Below are 15,537 nucleotides of genomic sequence, written 5' to 3' on the forward strand. Positions count from 1 at the left end.
GCGCCGGTGAGTCGTCGTCATCCGCTCGGACGACGGCCCACCGGTCAGGGGTGCGAGATGACTCGCGAGGTGGCCCGCAGGCCCAGTGCGGGGAAGACCGCGGCCTCCAGGAAGCGGTGGAGATACGCCTCGTCGGCATGCCGTCCCTCCACCATCTGCCGGGCTCGCATGACCCCCATCAGCTGGGCGGCCACGAACTCCGCCGCGGGGTTGTCGGGCGCGACCTCGCCGCGTGCCACGGCGCGCTCGACCATGGCGTTGATCGCCGCGATCTCCGGTTCGACGAGATTCTCGCGCAGGGCGCGCAGCAGCTCCGGATTCTGGAAGGCCGCGTGACTGAGCGCGTGCATCAGCGCGGTGTCGCGGCCCGCGGCCTCCACCGCCGCACAGGCCGCCGCCCGTAGATCCCCGACCAGGCTGCCCGTGTCGACATCCGCGAGCTTGACGCAGCGGGTGCCGCGGAGCGCCGCAGCGACCAGTTGCGGTTTCGTGCCCCACTGACGGTAGAGCGTGGACTTGCCGCAGCGGGAACGGGCGGCGACGCCCTCCATGGTCAGTGCCTCGTAGCCGCTCTCTCTCAACAGGTCCAGGGCGGCCTCGTAGAGTTCCAGCTCCCGTTCCGGCGTGATCTTGGAGCGGCGCCGCGGCGTCATCGTCTCTCCCCGTCTCCGTCGCTCGGGTCCGATGGGGCTCGGGCGTCGATACGTCGGTGTACCGATACGCCAGTGTACCGATACGAGGCCGTATCGGTACACTGGCGTATCGATAGGGCGGGGTCCAGATCCCGTCGCCGCACCGCCACGACGTTCCGCGCGCCGTGTTGTCCAGGTACCAGGTAAGGGGGTCGGGTGATACAAGCCCGCACCGGGCCCGCCGCACGGAAGCCGGAAACCGTCGCAGGGGGCCGGCCGGTGTCGTCCGTCGCTCCCGTCGCCTCAGGGACCGGCCGGTGAACGGGGCGACGGCCCTGGCCGTTGCCCTGTCGCTGGTATCGGCCGTCGCCTATGCCACCGCCGCGGTGGCGCAGGAGCGGCTCGCGGCCCGTACGGCGCCGGGCACCGGGCTGTTCAGCCTGCTGGCCCGCGGCGCCTGGTGGTGGGCGGTCGGGCTGAACGCGACCGGCGCGCTGCTGCATGTCGTGGCGCTGACCTACGGTCCGCTCACGGTCGTCCAGCCGCTGGGCGCGCTCACCCTCGTCGCGGCCGTGCCGCTGGGTGCCCGTCGCGCCGGGCGGCAGGTCAGCCGGGGCGAGTGGCATGGCACGGCCTTCACCCTGGTCGGCCTCGCGGCCATCCTGCTGGCCGCGGCCGGCAGTTCCCCCGACGAGACGCTGAGCCTGCCACAGGCGCTCGGCGTCTCGGGTGTGGCGATGGCGCTGGTCGCCCTGCTGACCGGGCCGGGAGCGGGGTCCGCTCTCCGGCACGCGGCGGCCTCCGGCATCACCTCGGGCGTCGCCTCGGCCCTCACCCAGACGGTGACGGTCGCCGCCACCGCGCGCGACGCGGACGCGCTGCCGATGTGGCAGGCGGCGGCCGTGGCGCTGGTGGTCGCGGCCTTCGCCTCGGGCGGTCTGCTGCTGTCCCAGCGGGCCTACCGCGGCGGTCTCGGAGCCCCGCTCGCCGTCCTGACCCTGGCCAACCCGCTCGCGGCGGCGGTCATCGGTCTGACCCTGCTGGGGGAACGGCTCCAGGGCGGCGTTCCGGGCGTGACGGCGGCGCTCCTCGGCGCTGTGCTCGCCGCGCGGGGCGTGGTGCTGCTGACCCGTACGGCGGTGACCGCACCCGCGATGACGCCGCCGGCGATGACGGCGGCGGCGATGACGGCGGCGCCGACGGCGCGGGTGCCCGGACAGCGCTCCGCCGTCCCCGCCGCCGGATCGCCGGACCGTCCCGCCCCCGGCGGCACCCCGCTCGCGGCGCGGACGTCCTGGCGACCGCATCCCCTGAGATCGGGACGGGCGCTCCAGCAGCGCCGCTGTCCACGTCGACGCGGGGACCGTACCTACCGATAGCCCCGTGCGGTGCGGTCAGCCGCGCGTACCGGCGGCCGAAGGCGCTCCTCCCGCGCTCCTCGCGAGCTCCTCCCGCGCTCCTCGCGTGGTGCTTCCCGCCGTGCCTCCCGGGGTGTCTCCCCGGGCTCCTTCCGCCCGCCACCCGGTCGTCTTCCCGGCGCGCCGCGGCGCGTGAAGCTGCGCTGTTGGGCCGCTTAAGAAATCCTCGATGGACTGGACGGCCGCCGCTGGGCACATTGGTGCCCGACCACCGAACAGTGATCACCGCTCAGCGCTGTGCACGACGCACCACACCCTCCGGGAGCCGCGCCCATGAAGGCACTTGTCAAACAGAAGGCCGAGCCGGGGCTGTGGCTCATGGATGTGCCCGAGCCGGCGTACGGGGACGGTGACGTACTGATCAAGGTGCTCCGTACCGGCATCTGCGGCACCGACCTGCACATCCGGTCCTGGGACGGCTGGGCCCGGCAGTCCGTCACCACGCCCCGCGTCCTCGGCCACGAGTTCGTCGGCGAGGTGGCCGCCGTCGGCGCCGCCGTACAGGACGTGGCCGTCGGCGATCTGGTCAGCGGTGAGGGCCATCTCGTCTGCGGCAAGTGCCGTAACTGCCTCGCCGGCCGCAGGCACCTCTGCCGCAGCACCGTCGGGCTCGGTGTCGGCCGCGACGGAGCCTTCGCGGAGTATGTCTCCCTGCCCGCCGCGAACGTCTGGGTGCACCGCGCCGAGGTGGATCTCGATGTCGCCGCGATCTTCGACCCGTTCGGCAACGCCGTGCACACCGCGCTCTCCTTCCCCCTCGTCGGCGAGGACGTGCTGATCACCGGCGCGGGCCCCATCGGCATCATGGCCGCGGCCGTCGCCCGGCACGCCGGGGCGCGCAATGTCGTGATCACCGACGTCAGCCCGCACCGCCTCGAACTCGCCCGCAAGGCCGGCGCGACCCTCGCCCTCGATGTCTCTCCCGCCGACATCGGTATCGCCGACGCACAGCGGCAGCTCGGCCTCAAGGAGGGCTTCGACATCGGTCTGGAGATGTCGGGACGCCCCGAGGCCATGCGCGACATGGTGGACAACATGACGCACGGCGGCCGGATCGCCATGCTGGGGCTGCCCGCCGAGGAGTTCGCCGTCGACTGGTCGAAGATCGTCACGTCGATGATCACGGTCAAGGGCATCTACGGACGCGAGATGTTCGAGACCTGGTACGCGATGACCGTCCTGCTCGAAGGCGGGCTCGACCTCACGCCCGTCATCACGGGCAGCTACGGGTACGAGGACTTCGACGCCGCGTTCGACGAGGCGTCCTCCGCGCGCAGCGGAAAGATCATTCTCGACTGGAGCGTCTGACCGTCCGACCGCCTGACCGGCCCCCGTGGCACCCCGGGCCCCAGAAGCCCGCAGCGCACCGAGCCCGACAAGAAGGAGCCCTTCATGTACGTGTCCGTCCGGGACGACCTGTCCGCCACTCTCGACGAGATCCGTGACGCGGGTCTGTTCAAGCCCGAGCGTGTGATCTCGACCCCGCAGAGCGCCTCCGTCGCCGTCACCGCGGGCGGCGCCCCCGGGGACGTCCTCAACTTCTGCGCCAACAACTACCTCGGGCTCGCCGACCACCCCGAGGTGGTCGCCGCCGCCAAGGACGCGCTCGACCGCTGGGGCTACGGCATGGCGTCCGTACGCTTCATCTGCGGCACCCAGGAGATCCACAAGGAGCTGGAGGGGCGGCTGTCCGCGTTCCTCGGCCAGGAGGACACGATCCTCTACTCCTCCTGCTTCGACGCCAATGGCGGGGTCTTCGAGACGCTCCTCGGACCGGAGGACGCCGTGATCTCGGACGCCCTCAACCACGCCAGCATCATCGACGGCATCCGGCTCTCCAAGGCCCGTCGCCTCCGGTACGCCAACCGTGACCTCGCCGAACTGGAGACCAGGCTCAAGGAGTCCCAGGACGCCCGTCGCCGGCTGATCGTCACGGACGGCGTGTTCTCGATGGACGGGTATGTCGCCCCGCTGGCCGAGATCTGTGATCTCGCCGACCGGTACGACGCGATGGTCATGGTCGACGACTCGCACGCCGTCGGCTTCGTGGGCCCCGGCGGCCGGGGCACCCCCGAACTGCACGGCGTCATGGACCGGGTCGACATCATCACCGGCACGCTCGGCAAGGCGCTCGGCGGCGCGTCCGGCGGCTATGTCGCGGCTCGCGCCGAGATCGTCGCCCTGCTGCGCCAGCGCTCCCGTCCGTATCTCTTCTCCAACTCGCTCGCCCCGGTCATCGCCGCCGCGTCGATCAAGGTCCTCGATCTGCTGGAGAGCGCGGACGAGCTGCGGGACCGGCTGAACGCCAACACCGCGCTCTTCCGTACGGAGATGACGGCGGCGGGCTTCGAGATCCTGCCCGGCGACCACGCCATCGCGCCCGTCATGATCGGCGACGCCGCCGAGGCGGCCCGGATGGCCGAACTGCTGCTGGAGCGCGGGGTGTACGTGATCGGCTTCTCGTACCCCGTCGTCCCCATGGGCCGCGCGCGGATCAGGGTGCAGCTGTCCGCCGCGCACTCCACGGCGGACGTGGAGCGGGCGGTCGCGGCGTTCGTCGACGCGCGCGAGGCGATGAAGCGGGAGGGCTGAACGCCGAGGCGGTGGGGCGGGAGGTACCGGTGGGGGTGGAGTTCCGGTCAGACCTGGCAAAATGGGCTGGGTGATCGACCCCCGGCGGCTGCGCGTCCTGCGGGCCGTGGCGGACCACCGTACGGTGACCGCCGCGGCCGCCGCGCTCTATCTCACCCCCTCGGCCGTCTCCCAGCAGCTCGCCGCGCTGGAGCACGAGACCGGGCACGCGCTGCTGACCCGCAGCGGCCGGGGCGTGCGGCTGACCGCCGCCGGGGAGATCCTGCTCACCCACGCGCACGCCGTCCTCGCCCAGTTGGAGCGCGCCGAGGCGGAGCTCGCGGCGTACGCGGGCGGGACGGCGGGCGAGATCACGGTCGCCGCCTTCGCCACGGGCATCGCGGAAGTACTGGCCCCGGCCCTGCAACTGCTCGGTGGTCCCCACCCCGACATCCGGGTGCGCGTACGGGACGCCGAGGGTGACGAGAGCCTGCCGATGGTGCTCGACGGCGAGGCGGATCTCGCGGTCGCGGTCGAGTACCGCGGCGCCCCGCGCGAGGACGATCTGCGGCTGTGGCGGGTGCCGCTGTACGCGGAGCCGTTCGACGCGGTCCTGCCCGCCGCGCATCCGCTCGGCCTCGGCGCCGCGGTCGGGCTGGCCGAGCTGGCCGACAGCGACTGGATCGGCCCGTACCCCGGCAACCCCTGCCATGACGTGATCCAGCTCGCCTGCGAACTGGCGGGCTTCCAGCCGCGACTGGCGCACTCCTCCGACGACTTCCGCGCGGTCGTCGCCCTCGCGGGCGCGGGCGCGGGAGTGGCGCTGGTCCCGCGCTCCGCGCTGCGCGGCATGGAGCTGAAGGGTACGGTCGTACGCCCGGTGGCGGGCCCGGCCGCGACCCGCAGGGTCTTCGCCGCCGTACGCCGGGGCGCGGAGGCGCACCCGCTGATCCGTCCGGTCCTCGACGCGCTGGCGCGGGCGGCGGGCGGCCTGCCGACGGACTGACCGCGACCGTTGACGGGCGTACTCATCAGGGGTTCCGTGGCCGCCGCCGTGAGGGCCCGCCCGCCGGGCGCGGGCGGGCCGGTGCGCCACTACTGCCCCTGGAACTTCTCCCCGATCGTGCTCAGGGCGGCCGACACGTGCTCCTCGGTGCCCGCCCTGCTCAGGCCGAGGCCGCTGAGCACGCCCACGCCGTCCTCCTGCTCCAGCAGAGCCAGCAACAGGTGCTCCGTACCGATGTAGTTGTGTCCCAGCCGCAGTGCCTCGCGGAAGGTGAGTTCGAGGGCCTTCTTGGCCCGCGCGTCGAAGGGCACGAGGTCGGGCACGGTCTCACCGGAGGGCTCCGGCAGCGCCTCGGTCGCGGCGGCCCCGACCGTATCCAGCTGTACGCCCTGGGCGATGAGTACCTGTGCGGCCAGCCCCTCCGGGTCGTCGAGCAGGCCGAGCACGAGATGCTCCGTGCCGATCTGCGGGTGACCGCCTTCGCGGGCCTTGTTCTGGGACGCGACGACGACGCTCCTGGCCCGTGGGGTGAACCTGCCGAAGTTCTGGTTCGCGTCGGACACCGGCTCGTCCTTTGTCACGAACCGCTTCTGGGCGGCCTGCCGTGTGACCCCCATGGACTTGCCGATCTCGGTCCAGGAGGCGCCGGAGCGGCGGGCCTGGTCGACGAAGTGGCCGATGAGGTGATCGGCCACTTCGCCGAGATGGTCAGCGGCGACGACGGCGCTCTGGAGCTGGTCGAGGGCGTCTCCGTGCACCTTCTTGATCGCCTGGATGAGGTCGTCGAGACGGACGGGATTGTCTACCTGAGTGGGTTTCGCCATGAGGCAACCCTAGGTTGACAGTCGGACGCGTGTCAACCTGTGGTTGACGCCGGGGTGGGGGTGGGCGCGCCGAATCCTCCGTCCCGTGATCGTGCGCGCCGTGGCTCAGCTCAGCAGACTCGTCGCCGCCCGGTCCAGTACCGCTCCCACGCGCTCCCAGGTCTCCATGTCCCGCTCCACCGGGGGCAGTTCGGTTCCTTCGCCGGTCCGCCAGGAGGTGGCGACCGAGATCGGGTCCTCGCCCGTCGCCGCGCCCGCGGCCAGCGCGGCGGCGCCCAGCGCGACCAGTTCACCGCTCGTCGGGACGATCACCCGGCGGCCGGAGAGCCTGCGGACCGTGTCCACCCACATCCGGCCCTGCGCACCGCCGCCGACCAGGCGCAGCGGCCGGCCCGCCGCCTCCGGGGACGCGGGATCGAGGCCGCAGGCGCGCAGTACCTCGTCCAGCGCGCGCAGTACGGTGACGGCCGCGCCCTCGTAGGCGGCGCCCAGCAGTTGCTGGGGGCTGGTGTCATGGCGCAGCCCGGTCAGCAGACCCGAGGCGGCGGGGAGATCGGGGGTGCGCTCGCCGTCCAGATAGGGGAGCAGTACGGCCTCGCCGCCCGGTACCGCGTCCTCCCGGTCGAGCCGGAGCAGCGAGGCCACCTTGTCGACGGCGAGCGTGCAGTTGAGCGTGCAGGCCAGCGGCAGATACGTACCGTCCGCCGCGGCGAACCCGGCGAGCGCGGCGGAGCCGGGGCGGGTGCGGGTGGCGGCGAAGACCGTACCCGAGGTGCCGAGACTCAGGACCGGATGGTCCAGCAGTCCGGCGCCGCCGAAGCCGAGACCGACGGCCGCGCTCATGTTGTCGCCGGTGCCCGCGGCGACCGCGATGCCCGCGGGCAGGCCCAGTTCCGCCGCCGAGCCCGCCGTGAGCGAGCCGACGCGCGCCGCGCCGGTCGCGGCGACGGCGGGCAGCAGATCGGCGTCGAGACCGAGGAGCGCGAGCAGCTCGGGGTCGTACTCTCCGGTGGCCGTGGAGTACCAGCAGGTGCCCGAGGCGTCACCGGCGTCGGTGGCCGCGGTGCCCGAGAGCCGCTCGGTGAGAAAGTCGTGGGGGAGCCGGATGGCCGCCGTGGCCTCCGCGATGGCGGGGTCGTTCTCCCGCAGCCACTGCCACTTCGAGGCCGTCATCGAGGCCACCGGCACGGAGCCCGTGCGCGCCGTCCAGGCGTCCGGGCCGCCCAGGGCCTCGGTGAGCGCGGCGGCCTGCGGGGCCGAGCGGGTGTCGTTCCAGAGCAGGGCGGGGCGCAGCGGCCGGCCGGTGCGGTCGAGCACCACCAGACCGTGCTGCTGCCCGGCGACGGCGATGCCGGTCACGACCGAGGCGTCCACCCCGGATTCCTTGAGGCCGGCGGCGACCGCCTCGCGCAGCGCGTTCCACCACACCTCGGGATCCGTCTCCCGGGCGCCGCCCTCCCCGGTCACCCGGTGTGGCGCGCGGCCCACGGCGAGCAGCCGGCCTGTGGTGGCGTCCGTGAAGGCCGCTTTGGTGGACTGGGTGGAGCTGTCCACGCCGATCACGACCGGGTTCCGCGACATGGGCGTACCTCCAGATTGGGCGTCGGGGAAACAAATTACGCGATGGCCTGACACACGGGAACCGTGCCGACGATCATCATCCTGTGTCCATGGGCGTGCGGGGGCTTTTGCGCACCCGCATACCCGTGCATTATTAGTCATGTCAGATAACAAATAAGGTCGGCACGTGCCGGACCTGAGGTATCGAAGGCGGCCAGAGTCATGACGGAACGCTTCACACCCACCCCCGAGGACAAGTTCAGCTTCGGTCTCTGGACGGTGGGCTGGCAGGGCAAGGACCCGTTCGGCGACACGACCCGCCCGGCGCTGGATCCCGTCGAATCGGTTCACCGACTCGCGGATCTTGGCTCATGGGGTGTGACCTTCCACGACGACGACCTCATTCCGTTCGGCTCGACGGAGGCGGAGCGCGAAGCGCACATCAAGCGGTTCAGGCAGGCGACCGAGGAGACCGGCATCACGGTCGAGATGGTCACCACCAACCTCTTCACCCACCCCGTCTTCAAGGAGGGCGGCTTCACCGCGAACGACCGCGACATCCGCCGCTACGCCCTGCGCAAGGTGCTGCGCAATGTCGACCTCGCGGCCGAACTGGGCGCCAGGACCTTTGTCGCCTGGGGCGGCCGAGAAGGCGCCGAGTCGGGCGGCGCCAAGGACATACGCCTTGCCCTCGACCGGATGAAGGAGGCGTTCGACCTGCTCGGCGAGTATGTCGTCGAGCAGGGCTACGACCTCAGGTTCGCCATCGAGCCCAAGCCCAACGAGCCGCGCGGCGACATCCTGCTGCCCACCGTCGGCCATGCCCTCGCGTTCATCGACCGCCTGGAGCGCCCCGATCTGTTCGGCGTCAACCCCGAGGTGGGCCATGAGCAGATGGCCGGGCTCAACTTCCCGCACGCCATCGCCCAGGCGCTCTGGTCGGGCAAGCTCTTCCACATCGACCTCAACGGCCAGCACGGCACCCGCTACGACCAGGACCTGCGGTTCGGCGCCGGCGACCTGCGCGCCGCCTTCTGGCTGGTCGACCTGTTGGAGAACGCGGGCTGGGAGGGTGCGCGGCACTTCGACTTCAAGCCGCCGCGCACCGAGGACATCGACGGGGTGTGGGCCTCCGCCGCCGGCTGTATGCGCAACTATCTGATCCTCAAGGAGCGCGCCGCCTCCTTCCGCGCCGACCCGCTCGTCCAGGAGGCGCTGCGCGCCTCCCGCGTGGACGAACTGGCGCAGCCCACCGCGCCCGAGGGCGTGACCGCGCTGCTGGCCGACCGCGCCGCCTACGAGGAGTTCGACGTCGACGCCGCCGCCGCGCGGGGCATGGCGTTCGAGCACCTCGACCAGCTCGCCATGGACCACCTCCTCGGCGTCCGCTGACGGCGGGGCCGGACCGCGGGCGCGTGGTACGGGCGTACGTCAGCCCGTACCGCGCGCCTCGGAGGGTACGTCAGCCCGTACCGCGCGCCTCGGAGCGTACGTCAGCCCGTACCGCGTGCCTCGCGGTGTACGTATGCCACCGGATCGGCCAGTACCGCCTGGACGACCAGAGCCGCCGCGCCGCGTGCCGCGTCGCCCGCCGAGGAGGACCCGCGCAGCCGCCCGCTGTCGCTCTCCCACAGGCCCGAGACCACCCGGGCGGTCAGCTCCCGGTCGGCGGCGGGCGAGAGCCAGGGCATCAGCTGCCGGTAGATCCCGCCGAGCACGACCGCGTCCGGATCGAAGAGATTCACCGCACCCGACAGCACCCGGCCGAGGACCCGCCCGGCCCGCTCCACGGCGGCGACGGCCCCCGGGTCGCCCGCGCTCGCCCGCAGCTCCAGCTCGGCCACGCCCGGCACCCCCGCGTTCTCGTCGATCCCCGCCGCCCGCAGCAGCGCGGACTGGCCCGCGTACTGCTCCAGACATCCCCGGGAGCCACAACGGCACAGCGGACCCTCCGGATCGACGACCACATGGCCGATCTCCCCGGCGAACCCATGGGCCCCGCGCAGCAGTTCGCCGTTGAGCACCAGCGCGCCGCCGACACCGATCTCACCCGTCAGATAAAGGAAGGTGCGGAGCGGGCCGAGTTCGCCGAACCACAGCTCCGCCAGCGCCGCGAGATTGGCCTCGTTCTCCGAACTCACCGGCAGCGGGGGCAGTTCGGGGCGCAGCTCGGCCAGCGCGGCGGCGAACAGCTCGTCGGCGCTGACGAGGTTCCAGCCGAGGTTGGGGGCCTGGCGGACCGTGCCGCCCGACACCAGCCCCGGCAGGGCGAGTTGGACCCCGACCGGCAGCAAGTCCTGCTGGGCGGCGGACTCCAGGGTGCGAGCGGCGATCCTGGCGCAGCGGGCCAGCACATCGGTGGGCCGGGAGCCCCGGTTGTCGAGGTGTTCGGTCAGCCGGACCCGGTCGGTGCCGGAGAGGTCGACCACACACACCGACACATAGTCGATATTGATCTCGACGCCGATCCCCGCGGGTCCGGTGCGCGTCACCTTCAGTACGGTGCCGGGACGCCCGGCCTGGCCGCTGAACGTCTTGCCGGACTCGGAGAGGAACCCGCTGTCCAGCAGTTGTTCGACCAGGGACGACACGGCCGCCCGGGTCAGGCCCACGCGCGCCGCGACACCGGCCCGGGTCGCCTCGCCCTCGTCCCGTACCGCTCGCAGCACGAGGCTCAGATTGTGCCGGCGCACGGTCTCCTTGTCGGCCTTCGGGCCGAGGGAAGTGTGGTTGTTGTTCATCTCGCAGACGAGCCTATGTGATCGGCCCGCGGTGGCGGGAGCGGAGCGCCAGGCCGACCGGTCGATCAGTCGGTCCCCACCCCGGGGCACCGGCTATCCCCGCTGTGCCGGTACCGTCCCCGCCGTGCCGTCCGGCGTCCAGGACGGGGCCGTGCCGGTGAGCTGGCAGACCATGAGATAGAGGGGGATCGGCGGGGTGTACGGCGTGGGGTCATCCGGCCAGTGGATCAGCCGGGGATGCGCCGCCGGTACGGTCGTCCCCGCTACATAGCGGGCCGGGGAGGGCCAGGTCAGATCGAGATCGGAGCCCGCCGGAACGATCCACCACCACCAGTCGGCGTCGGCGAAGATACAGCCCTTCCTCGGCAGCCGCGCCATCAGCCGGAAGCCGTGCTCCGCCGGGATCCCCACGGCGTCGCACCCCAGCGAGGCGGGCAGGGCCGGCGGCAATGGCAGCTGTACGTGACCGGGGAATGGCTCGGTGCGCAGGCCGCGCGAAAGGCGCTGTAGCGCGGTCTTCAGCATGACTGCTCCGCTCCGTGTGACAGTTCCGCCCAGACGACCCGCCCGGGTCCGTATCCCGAGGTGTCGTGGGCTCCCCAGCCACTGCATATGGATTCGACGAGAAACAGTCCGCGGCCGCCCTCGCCCTCGGCCTCGCCCTCCTCGGTGCGGTGCAGCTGCGGCCCCGTCGGTCCGTACCCCTGGTCCTCCACGGCGATCCGCAGCCTTCCGCCGCTCTGCCGTATCTCGCAGATGACATGGTCGCCCGCCGCGTGCACCACCGCGTTGGTGACCAGCTCCGACACGACGAGTACCGCGGTCTCGCGGGACTCCTCGTCCACGCCCCAGGTGATGAGACGGTCGCTGGTCAGCCGTCTCGCGCGACAGACGGACTCGGCGTGAGCAGGCAACTGGAACCCGTAACGGCGGACAACGTTGCCAGGGCACAGGGCTATGAGCCGGGGGGTGAGCGCGTTACCAGGTGCCACGACCGATTCCTAACGGTGGGGGAGCAGCGTTCGCGCGCAAGACCTCTCCCGTGGCAGAGCGCGACAACCGCGTGAACTGGTTCACCGATCCACTCTCCACCCGCCGAGGACACTTGGCAAGTAGCACTCTGAATTTTTCAGAGTGCCGTGTTCTTCGTGGAAGAGTCATGGCAGACTGCTGTCAACCGTGCGTGGGGAGGACCCAGAAGTGAGCGAGCCGCGGTCCGCCCCGACCGTGGGACAGGTCGTACTGGGCAGACGCCTGCAAGATCTGCGTGAGCGTGCCGGTCTGAAGCGCGAGGAGGCCGCCAAGCTCCTGCGCGTGGCACCGGCGACCATACGCAGGATGGAGACGGCCGAGGTCGCTCTCAAGATCCCCTATGTGCAGGTGCTGCTCAGGGCCTATGGGATCCCCGAGGACGAGACCGACGCGTTCGTCGAACTCACCGAGGAAGCCAATAAGCCGGGCTGGTGGCAGCGGTTCCACGACATCCTGCCCGACTGGTTCAGCATGTATGTCAGCCTTGAGGGGTCCGCCGCGCTGCTCAGAGCGTACGAGCCGCACTTCGTCCCCGGGCTGCTCCAGACCGAGGGCTACGCGCGCGCCGTGATGAACGCCGGAGCGGTGGGACAGGCGCAGCCGGAGGACATCGAGCGCCATGTGGCGCTCCGGATGGAACGCCAGTCGCTCCTGACCCGTGCGGACGCGCCCAAATTCTGGGTGATCATGGATGAGACGGTGCTGCGCCGCCCGGTGGGTGAGGGCCCGGAGATCATGCGGGAACAGATCGACCGGCTGCTCGAAGCCACCGCCCTGTCCCATGTGACCCTACAGATCGCGGAATTCTCGACCGGACACCACCCGGGTACCTACGGGCCGTTCGTGATCTTCCGTTTCGCGGAACCGGAGCTGCCGGACATGGTCTACAGCGAGTACCTCACCGGTGCCGTCTATCTCGATGCTCGTCCCGAAGTGGCCACCCACCTGGAGGTCATGGACCGGATGGCGGCCCAGGCCGCAACTGCACAACGCACGAAGGAGATCCTCAAGGATGTCCGCAAGGAGCTGTGAATGGATCCCATATACAACGGCATGCCCGCCGCCGACCTCGGCGCCGAAGGCTGGCACAAGCCGTGGAGTGGTGGTAACGGCGGCAACTGCATCGAGGCCATGAAGCTGGCCGACGGCAGAGTCGCTGTGCGCCAGTCCGCCGACCCTGACGGCCCCGCACTGATCTACACCACCAACGAGATCGCCGCCTTCATCCAGGGCGCCAAGTCGGGCCAGGCGGACTTCCTGCTCACCTGATCCCTCAGCCGGTCCCGCTCAGCAGAACCCGCTCGACCCCTCCGCTTTCCCGTTCTTCCCCTCTCCGCATCTCCACAGCTGTACCTCTCCACTCATCGACGACTCATTGACCTGAGACTCATGGAGCGCACATGACCGGGCATGACCCGATCGACACCACCAGGCCGCATCCGGCCCGGGTGTACGACTGGTTCCTCGGCGGCAAGGACAATTACCCGGTGGACGAGGAGATGGCGAAGCAGCTTCTCGCGCTGGACGCCCGGGGACCCGAAATGGCCCGGGTCAACCGGGCGTTCATGCACCGCGCCACCCGCTGGCTCGGCACCGAGGGCGGGGTGCGCCAGTTCCTCGACATCGGTACGGGCATCCCCACCGAGCCCAATCTCCACCAGATAGCCCAGGAGGTCGCACCCGACTCCCGGATCGTCTACACGGACAACGACCCGATCGTCCTCCGGCACGCCGAGGCGCTGCTGCGCAGCGCTCCGGAGGGCGTCACCGAGTATGTCCAGGCCGATGTGCGCGAGCCGGAGAGCATCATCGAGGCCGCGGGAAAGATCCTGGACCTCACCCGTCCGGTCGCGCTCTCGCTCGTCGCGCTGCTCCACTTCGTCTCGGACGAGGACGGCGCGTACGAGCTGGTGCGCCGACTGCTCGACCCGCTGCCCTCCGGCAGCTATCTCGTCGTCTCCCACGCCACGGGCGATTTCGACCGGGAGAGCTCGGACCAGGCCCGTGCGCTGTACCGGCAGCGTGGTCTGACCCTGGCCCTCCGTTCGCGGGACGAGTTCGCCGCGTTCTTCACCGGGCTCGATCTGGTCGAGCCCGGTGTCTCACTGGCCGCCGACTGGCGTCCGGAGCTGGGTGAGGTCGTGCCGGTCCCCGGCAACGAGCCGGTCCCGGGGTACGCGGCCGTGGCACGCAAGCTGTAACCGGTAACGGGGGCGCGGGGGGGGCGCCCCAAAAAAAGGTGGGGGGGGGCCCGGCGCCCCCCCACTTCCGTCTTCGCGGTGTCGAAGGTGCCGGTCGCGGTGACGGTGCGGTACCTCTCGGTCCGGGTCACGGCGTGTCCGGGGGAGGACAGCTGCTCCACGGGGACCGGCTCGGCGTGCAGCGCGGAGGAGACGAGGTCGTTGCGCGCGGTGCGCTCCTCGTAGCGGTGCTTCTGCCAGAAACCCAGCTTGATCATCGTCGGGATCAGCGCGATCGCGACGATGGTGAGGATGACCCACTGGAGGGACAACAGGAAGCGGTAGCGATGCACCCCACGACGGTACATCCGGGCCGCGGGGTGCGGTGCGGCGGGTACCGGGTCCCGCCCGGTGGCGCCCGGCCGGCCGTCACACCCGGTCGACGACCCCCGTACGGCCCTCCGCGCGGGCGCAGTGCGCGCCGCAGTACCAGTGGCCGTCCACCTCCACGCCCTGCCCGATGATCTGCACCCGGCAGTGCTCGCAGATCGGGGCCATGCGATGGATCGCACAGGAGAAGCAGTCGAAGACGTGGACCGCGCCCTGGGCGTGGACCTCGAAGGTCATTCCGTAGTCATTGCCGCAGACTTCGCATCTCGCCATGGGCCACAGGGTGATCCGTCGCGGGTGCCCGGGCGAGCGGTCGCCGGGTGAGTCGTGCGTCAATCACCCTTTCGTACGATCACCCGTCCGTGAGGCCGGTGTCCCGTCGTCTCACTCGTCCGCGGGCTCGACGTCCCGCAGCAGCTGCCCGAACGCGGCCTCGTCCACGACGGGCGTGCCGAACTGCCGGGCCTTGACCGTCTTGGAGGTGCCCGAGTCGGGGTCGTTGGTCACCAGCAGGCTGGTCAGCCGGGAGATGCTGGACGCCACGTGCAGCCCGCATTCGGTCGCCCGGTCCTCCAGCAGCTCCCGCTCGGTGGAGGTGTCACCGGAGAACGCCACCCGCATGCCCTGTTTGAGAGGTTTGCCGTCTTCATAGCGGCCCGGGTTGGGATAGGGGCATACAGGCTTTTTGCGGGAGGGGCGCCAACTGCCGGGACGGTAGCCGCCGTAGCCGGGGGAGGGCTGCCGGGGCACCGGCGCGTCCGACCACTCCGTCAGCGGGCGGCACTCCAGCAGCGGCAGTCGTACGCCGCCCGCCGCCGCGGCCCGCAGGCTGGGCCGGAACGCCTCCGCGAGCACCCGCGCGTCGTCCAGCGCGTGGTGCGCCCGCTGCTGCACCACGCCGAAGTGCGCGGCGAGCGACTCCAGCTTGTGGTTGGGCAGCGGCAGCCCCAGCTCCTTCGACAGCGCGATGGTGCACAGCCGCTGGCGCACCGGCGCCCGGCGCTCGGCGCGCGCGTACTCCCGCGCGATCATCTGCCAGTCGAAGACCGCGTTGTGCGCGACCAGCACCCGGCCGTCCAGACGGGTGGCGAACTCCTCGGCGATGTCCGCGAACAGCGGCGCGCCCTGAAGCACCTCGCTCGTCAGACCGTGTATCCACACGGGTCCCGGATCGCGCTCCGGG

Annotated in this window: 16 protein-coding genes and 1 pseudogene; 8 read left to right on the plus strand and 9 right to left on the minus strand. The window is 71.3% G+C overall.

Going from position 1 to position 15,537, the window contains the following annotated elements; all coding sequences use genetic code 11:
• Positions 1-44: 44 nt before the first annotated feature.
• Complete coding sequence (locus tag ABTZ59_RS28390; RefSeq protein ID WP_351419319.1) at positions 45-653, minus strand: TetR/AcrR family transcriptional regulator; 609 nt, start codon at positions 651-653, stop codon at positions 45-47.
• Between the two features lie 296 nt (positions 654-949).
• On the opposite strand from ABTZ59_RS28390, the gene ABTZ59_RS28395 reads away from it, so the two are divergent.
• The 4 genes from ABTZ59_RS28395 (at position 950) to ABTZ59_RS28410 (ending at position 5,627) form a co-directional block, all read left to right on the plus strand.
• Positions 950-2,011 (plus strand): DMT family protein, encoded by a 1,062-nt coding sequence (locus ABTZ59_RS28395; RefSeq protein WP_351419322.1) that lies wholly within the window; start codon positions 950-952, stop codon positions 2,009-2,011.
• A 312-nt stretch (positions 2,012-2,323) separates the two neighbouring features.
• Positions 2,324-3,358, plus strand: coding sequence for an L-threonine 3-dehydrogenase (tdh, locus tag ABTZ59_RS28400; protein WP_351419325.1), 1,035 nt, complete (start codon positions 2,324-2,326; stop codon positions 3,356-3,358).
• A gap of 84 nt (positions 3,359-3,442) precedes the next feature.
• Positions 3,443-4,642, plus strand: a complete 1,200-nt coding sequence (locus tag ABTZ59_RS28405) for a glycine C-acetyltransferase (RefSeq protein WP_351419329.1) — start codon at positions 3,443-3,445, stop codon at positions 4,640-4,642.
• 70 nt (positions 4,643-4,712) lie between these two features.
• Positions 4,713-5,627 carry a LysR family transcriptional regulator gene (locus ABTZ59_RS28410; protein ID WP_351419333.1) on the plus strand — a complete coding sequence of 305 codons (915 nt, stop codon included), beginning with the start codon at positions 4,713-4,715 and terminating at the stop codon, positions 5,625-5,627.
• A gap of 89 nt (positions 5,628-5,716) precedes the next feature.
• Here the strand turns inward: ABTZ59_RS28410 and ABTZ59_RS28415 are convergent, their stop codons facing one another.
• Both ABTZ59_RS28415 and xylB read right to left on the minus strand, forming a co-directional pair.
• Positions 5,717-6,451 carry a Clp protease N-terminal domain-containing protein gene (locus ABTZ59_RS28415; protein ID WP_351419338.1) on the minus strand — a complete coding sequence of 245 codons (735 nt, stop codon included), beginning with the start codon at positions 6,449-6,451 and terminating at the stop codon, positions 5,717-5,719.
• A gap of 105 nt (positions 6,452-6,556) precedes the next feature.
• Positions 6,557-8,032 (minus strand): xylulokinase, encoded by a 1,476-nt coding sequence (gene xylB, locus ABTZ59_RS28420; protein WP_351419342.1) that lies wholly within the window; start codon positions 8,030-8,032, stop codon positions 6,557-6,559.
• 201 nt (positions 8,033-8,233) lie between these two features.
• Here xylB and xylA point away from each other — a divergent pair, with 201 nt between their 5' ends.
• Positions 8,234-9,403: a xylose isomerase gene (xylA, locus tag ABTZ59_RS28425; RefSeq protein ID WP_351419345.1), complete on the plus strand. Its 1,170-nt coding sequence runs from the start codon at positions 8,234-8,236 to the stop codon at positions 9,401-9,403.
• Between the two features lie 101 nt (positions 9,404-9,504).
• On the opposite strand, the gene ABTZ59_RS28430 is transcribed toward xylA, so the two are convergent.
• The 3 genes from ABTZ59_RS28430 to ABTZ59_RS28440 all read right to left on the minus strand — a co-directional run bounded on the left by ABTZ59_RS28430 (position 9,505) and on the right by ABTZ59_RS28440 (position 11,744).
• A complete protein-coding gene (locus ABTZ59_RS28430; RefSeq protein WP_351419349.1) occupies positions 9,505-10,752 on the minus strand; it encodes an ROK family protein in 1,248 nt (415 codons plus the stop codon).
• Between the two features lie 93 nt (positions 10,753-10,845).
• Complete coding sequence (locus tag ABTZ59_RS28435; protein ID WP_351419351.1) at positions 10,846-11,277, minus strand: hypothetical protein; 432 nt, start codon at positions 11,275-11,277, stop codon at positions 10,846-10,848.
• Positions 11,271-11,744, minus strand: coding sequence for an ATP-binding protein (locus ABTZ59_RS28440; protein WP_351419353.1), 474 nt, complete (start codon positions 11,742-11,744; stop codon positions 11,271-11,273). Before ABTZ59_RS28440 ends, ABTZ59_RS28435 begins: the two co-directional genes overlap by 7 nt.
• A gap of 208 nt (positions 11,745-11,952) precedes the next feature.
• Here ABTZ59_RS28440 and ABTZ59_RS28445 point away from each other — a divergent pair, with 208 nt between their 5' ends.
• The 3 genes from ABTZ59_RS28445 to ABTZ59_RS28455 all read left to right on the plus strand — a co-directional run bounded on the left by ABTZ59_RS28445 (position 11,953) and on the right by ABTZ59_RS28455 (position 13,985).
• Positions 11,953-12,816 (plus strand): Sco1979 family transcriptional regulator, encoded by an 864-nt coding sequence (locus tag ABTZ59_RS28445; RefSeq protein WP_351419356.1) that lies wholly within the window; start codon positions 11,953-11,955, stop codon positions 12,814-12,816.
• Entirely contained in the window at positions 12,817-13,053 is a 237-nt protein-coding gene (locus tag ABTZ59_RS28450; RefSeq protein WP_030350290.1) for a DUF397 domain-containing protein, read from the plus strand.
• Positions 13,054-13,184: 131 nt separating this feature from the next.
• Positions 13,185-13,985: an SAM-dependent methyltransferase gene (locus tag ABTZ59_RS28455; protein WP_351419359.1), complete on the plus strand. Its 801-nt coding sequence runs from the start codon at positions 13,185-13,187 to the stop codon at positions 13,983-13,985.
• A gap of 50 nt (positions 13,986-14,035) precedes the next feature.
• On the opposite strand, the pseudogene ABTZ59_RS28460 reads toward ABTZ59_RS28455, so the two are convergent.
• The 3 genes and pseudogenes from ABTZ59_RS28460 to ABTZ59_RS28470 form a co-directional block, all read right to left on the minus strand.
• A pseudogene (locus tag ABTZ59_RS28460) lies at positions 14,036-14,332 on the minus strand (SURF1 family cytochrome oxidase biogenesis protein); the annotation flags it as partial.
• A 61-nt stretch (positions 14,333-14,393) separates the two neighbouring features.
• On the minus strand, positions 14,394-14,627 hold the full coding sequence (locus ABTZ59_RS28465; RefSeq protein ID WP_111586429.1) for a metallothionein: 234 nt from the start codon (positions 14,625-14,627) through the stop codon (positions 14,394-14,396).
• Positions 14,628-14,738: 111 nt separating this feature from the next.
• On the minus strand, positions 14,739-15,537 hold a 799-nt coding region (locus ABTZ59_RS28470), incomplete at its 5' end, for a DEDDh family exonuclease (protein ID WP_351419363.1).

Origin of the sequence: Streptomyces sp. NPDC094034 (assembly GCF_040303865.1) — a bacterium.
In the GTDB taxonomy this organism is placed as follows: Bacteria; Actinomycetota; Actinomycetes; order Streptomycetales; family Streptomycetaceae; genus Streptomyces.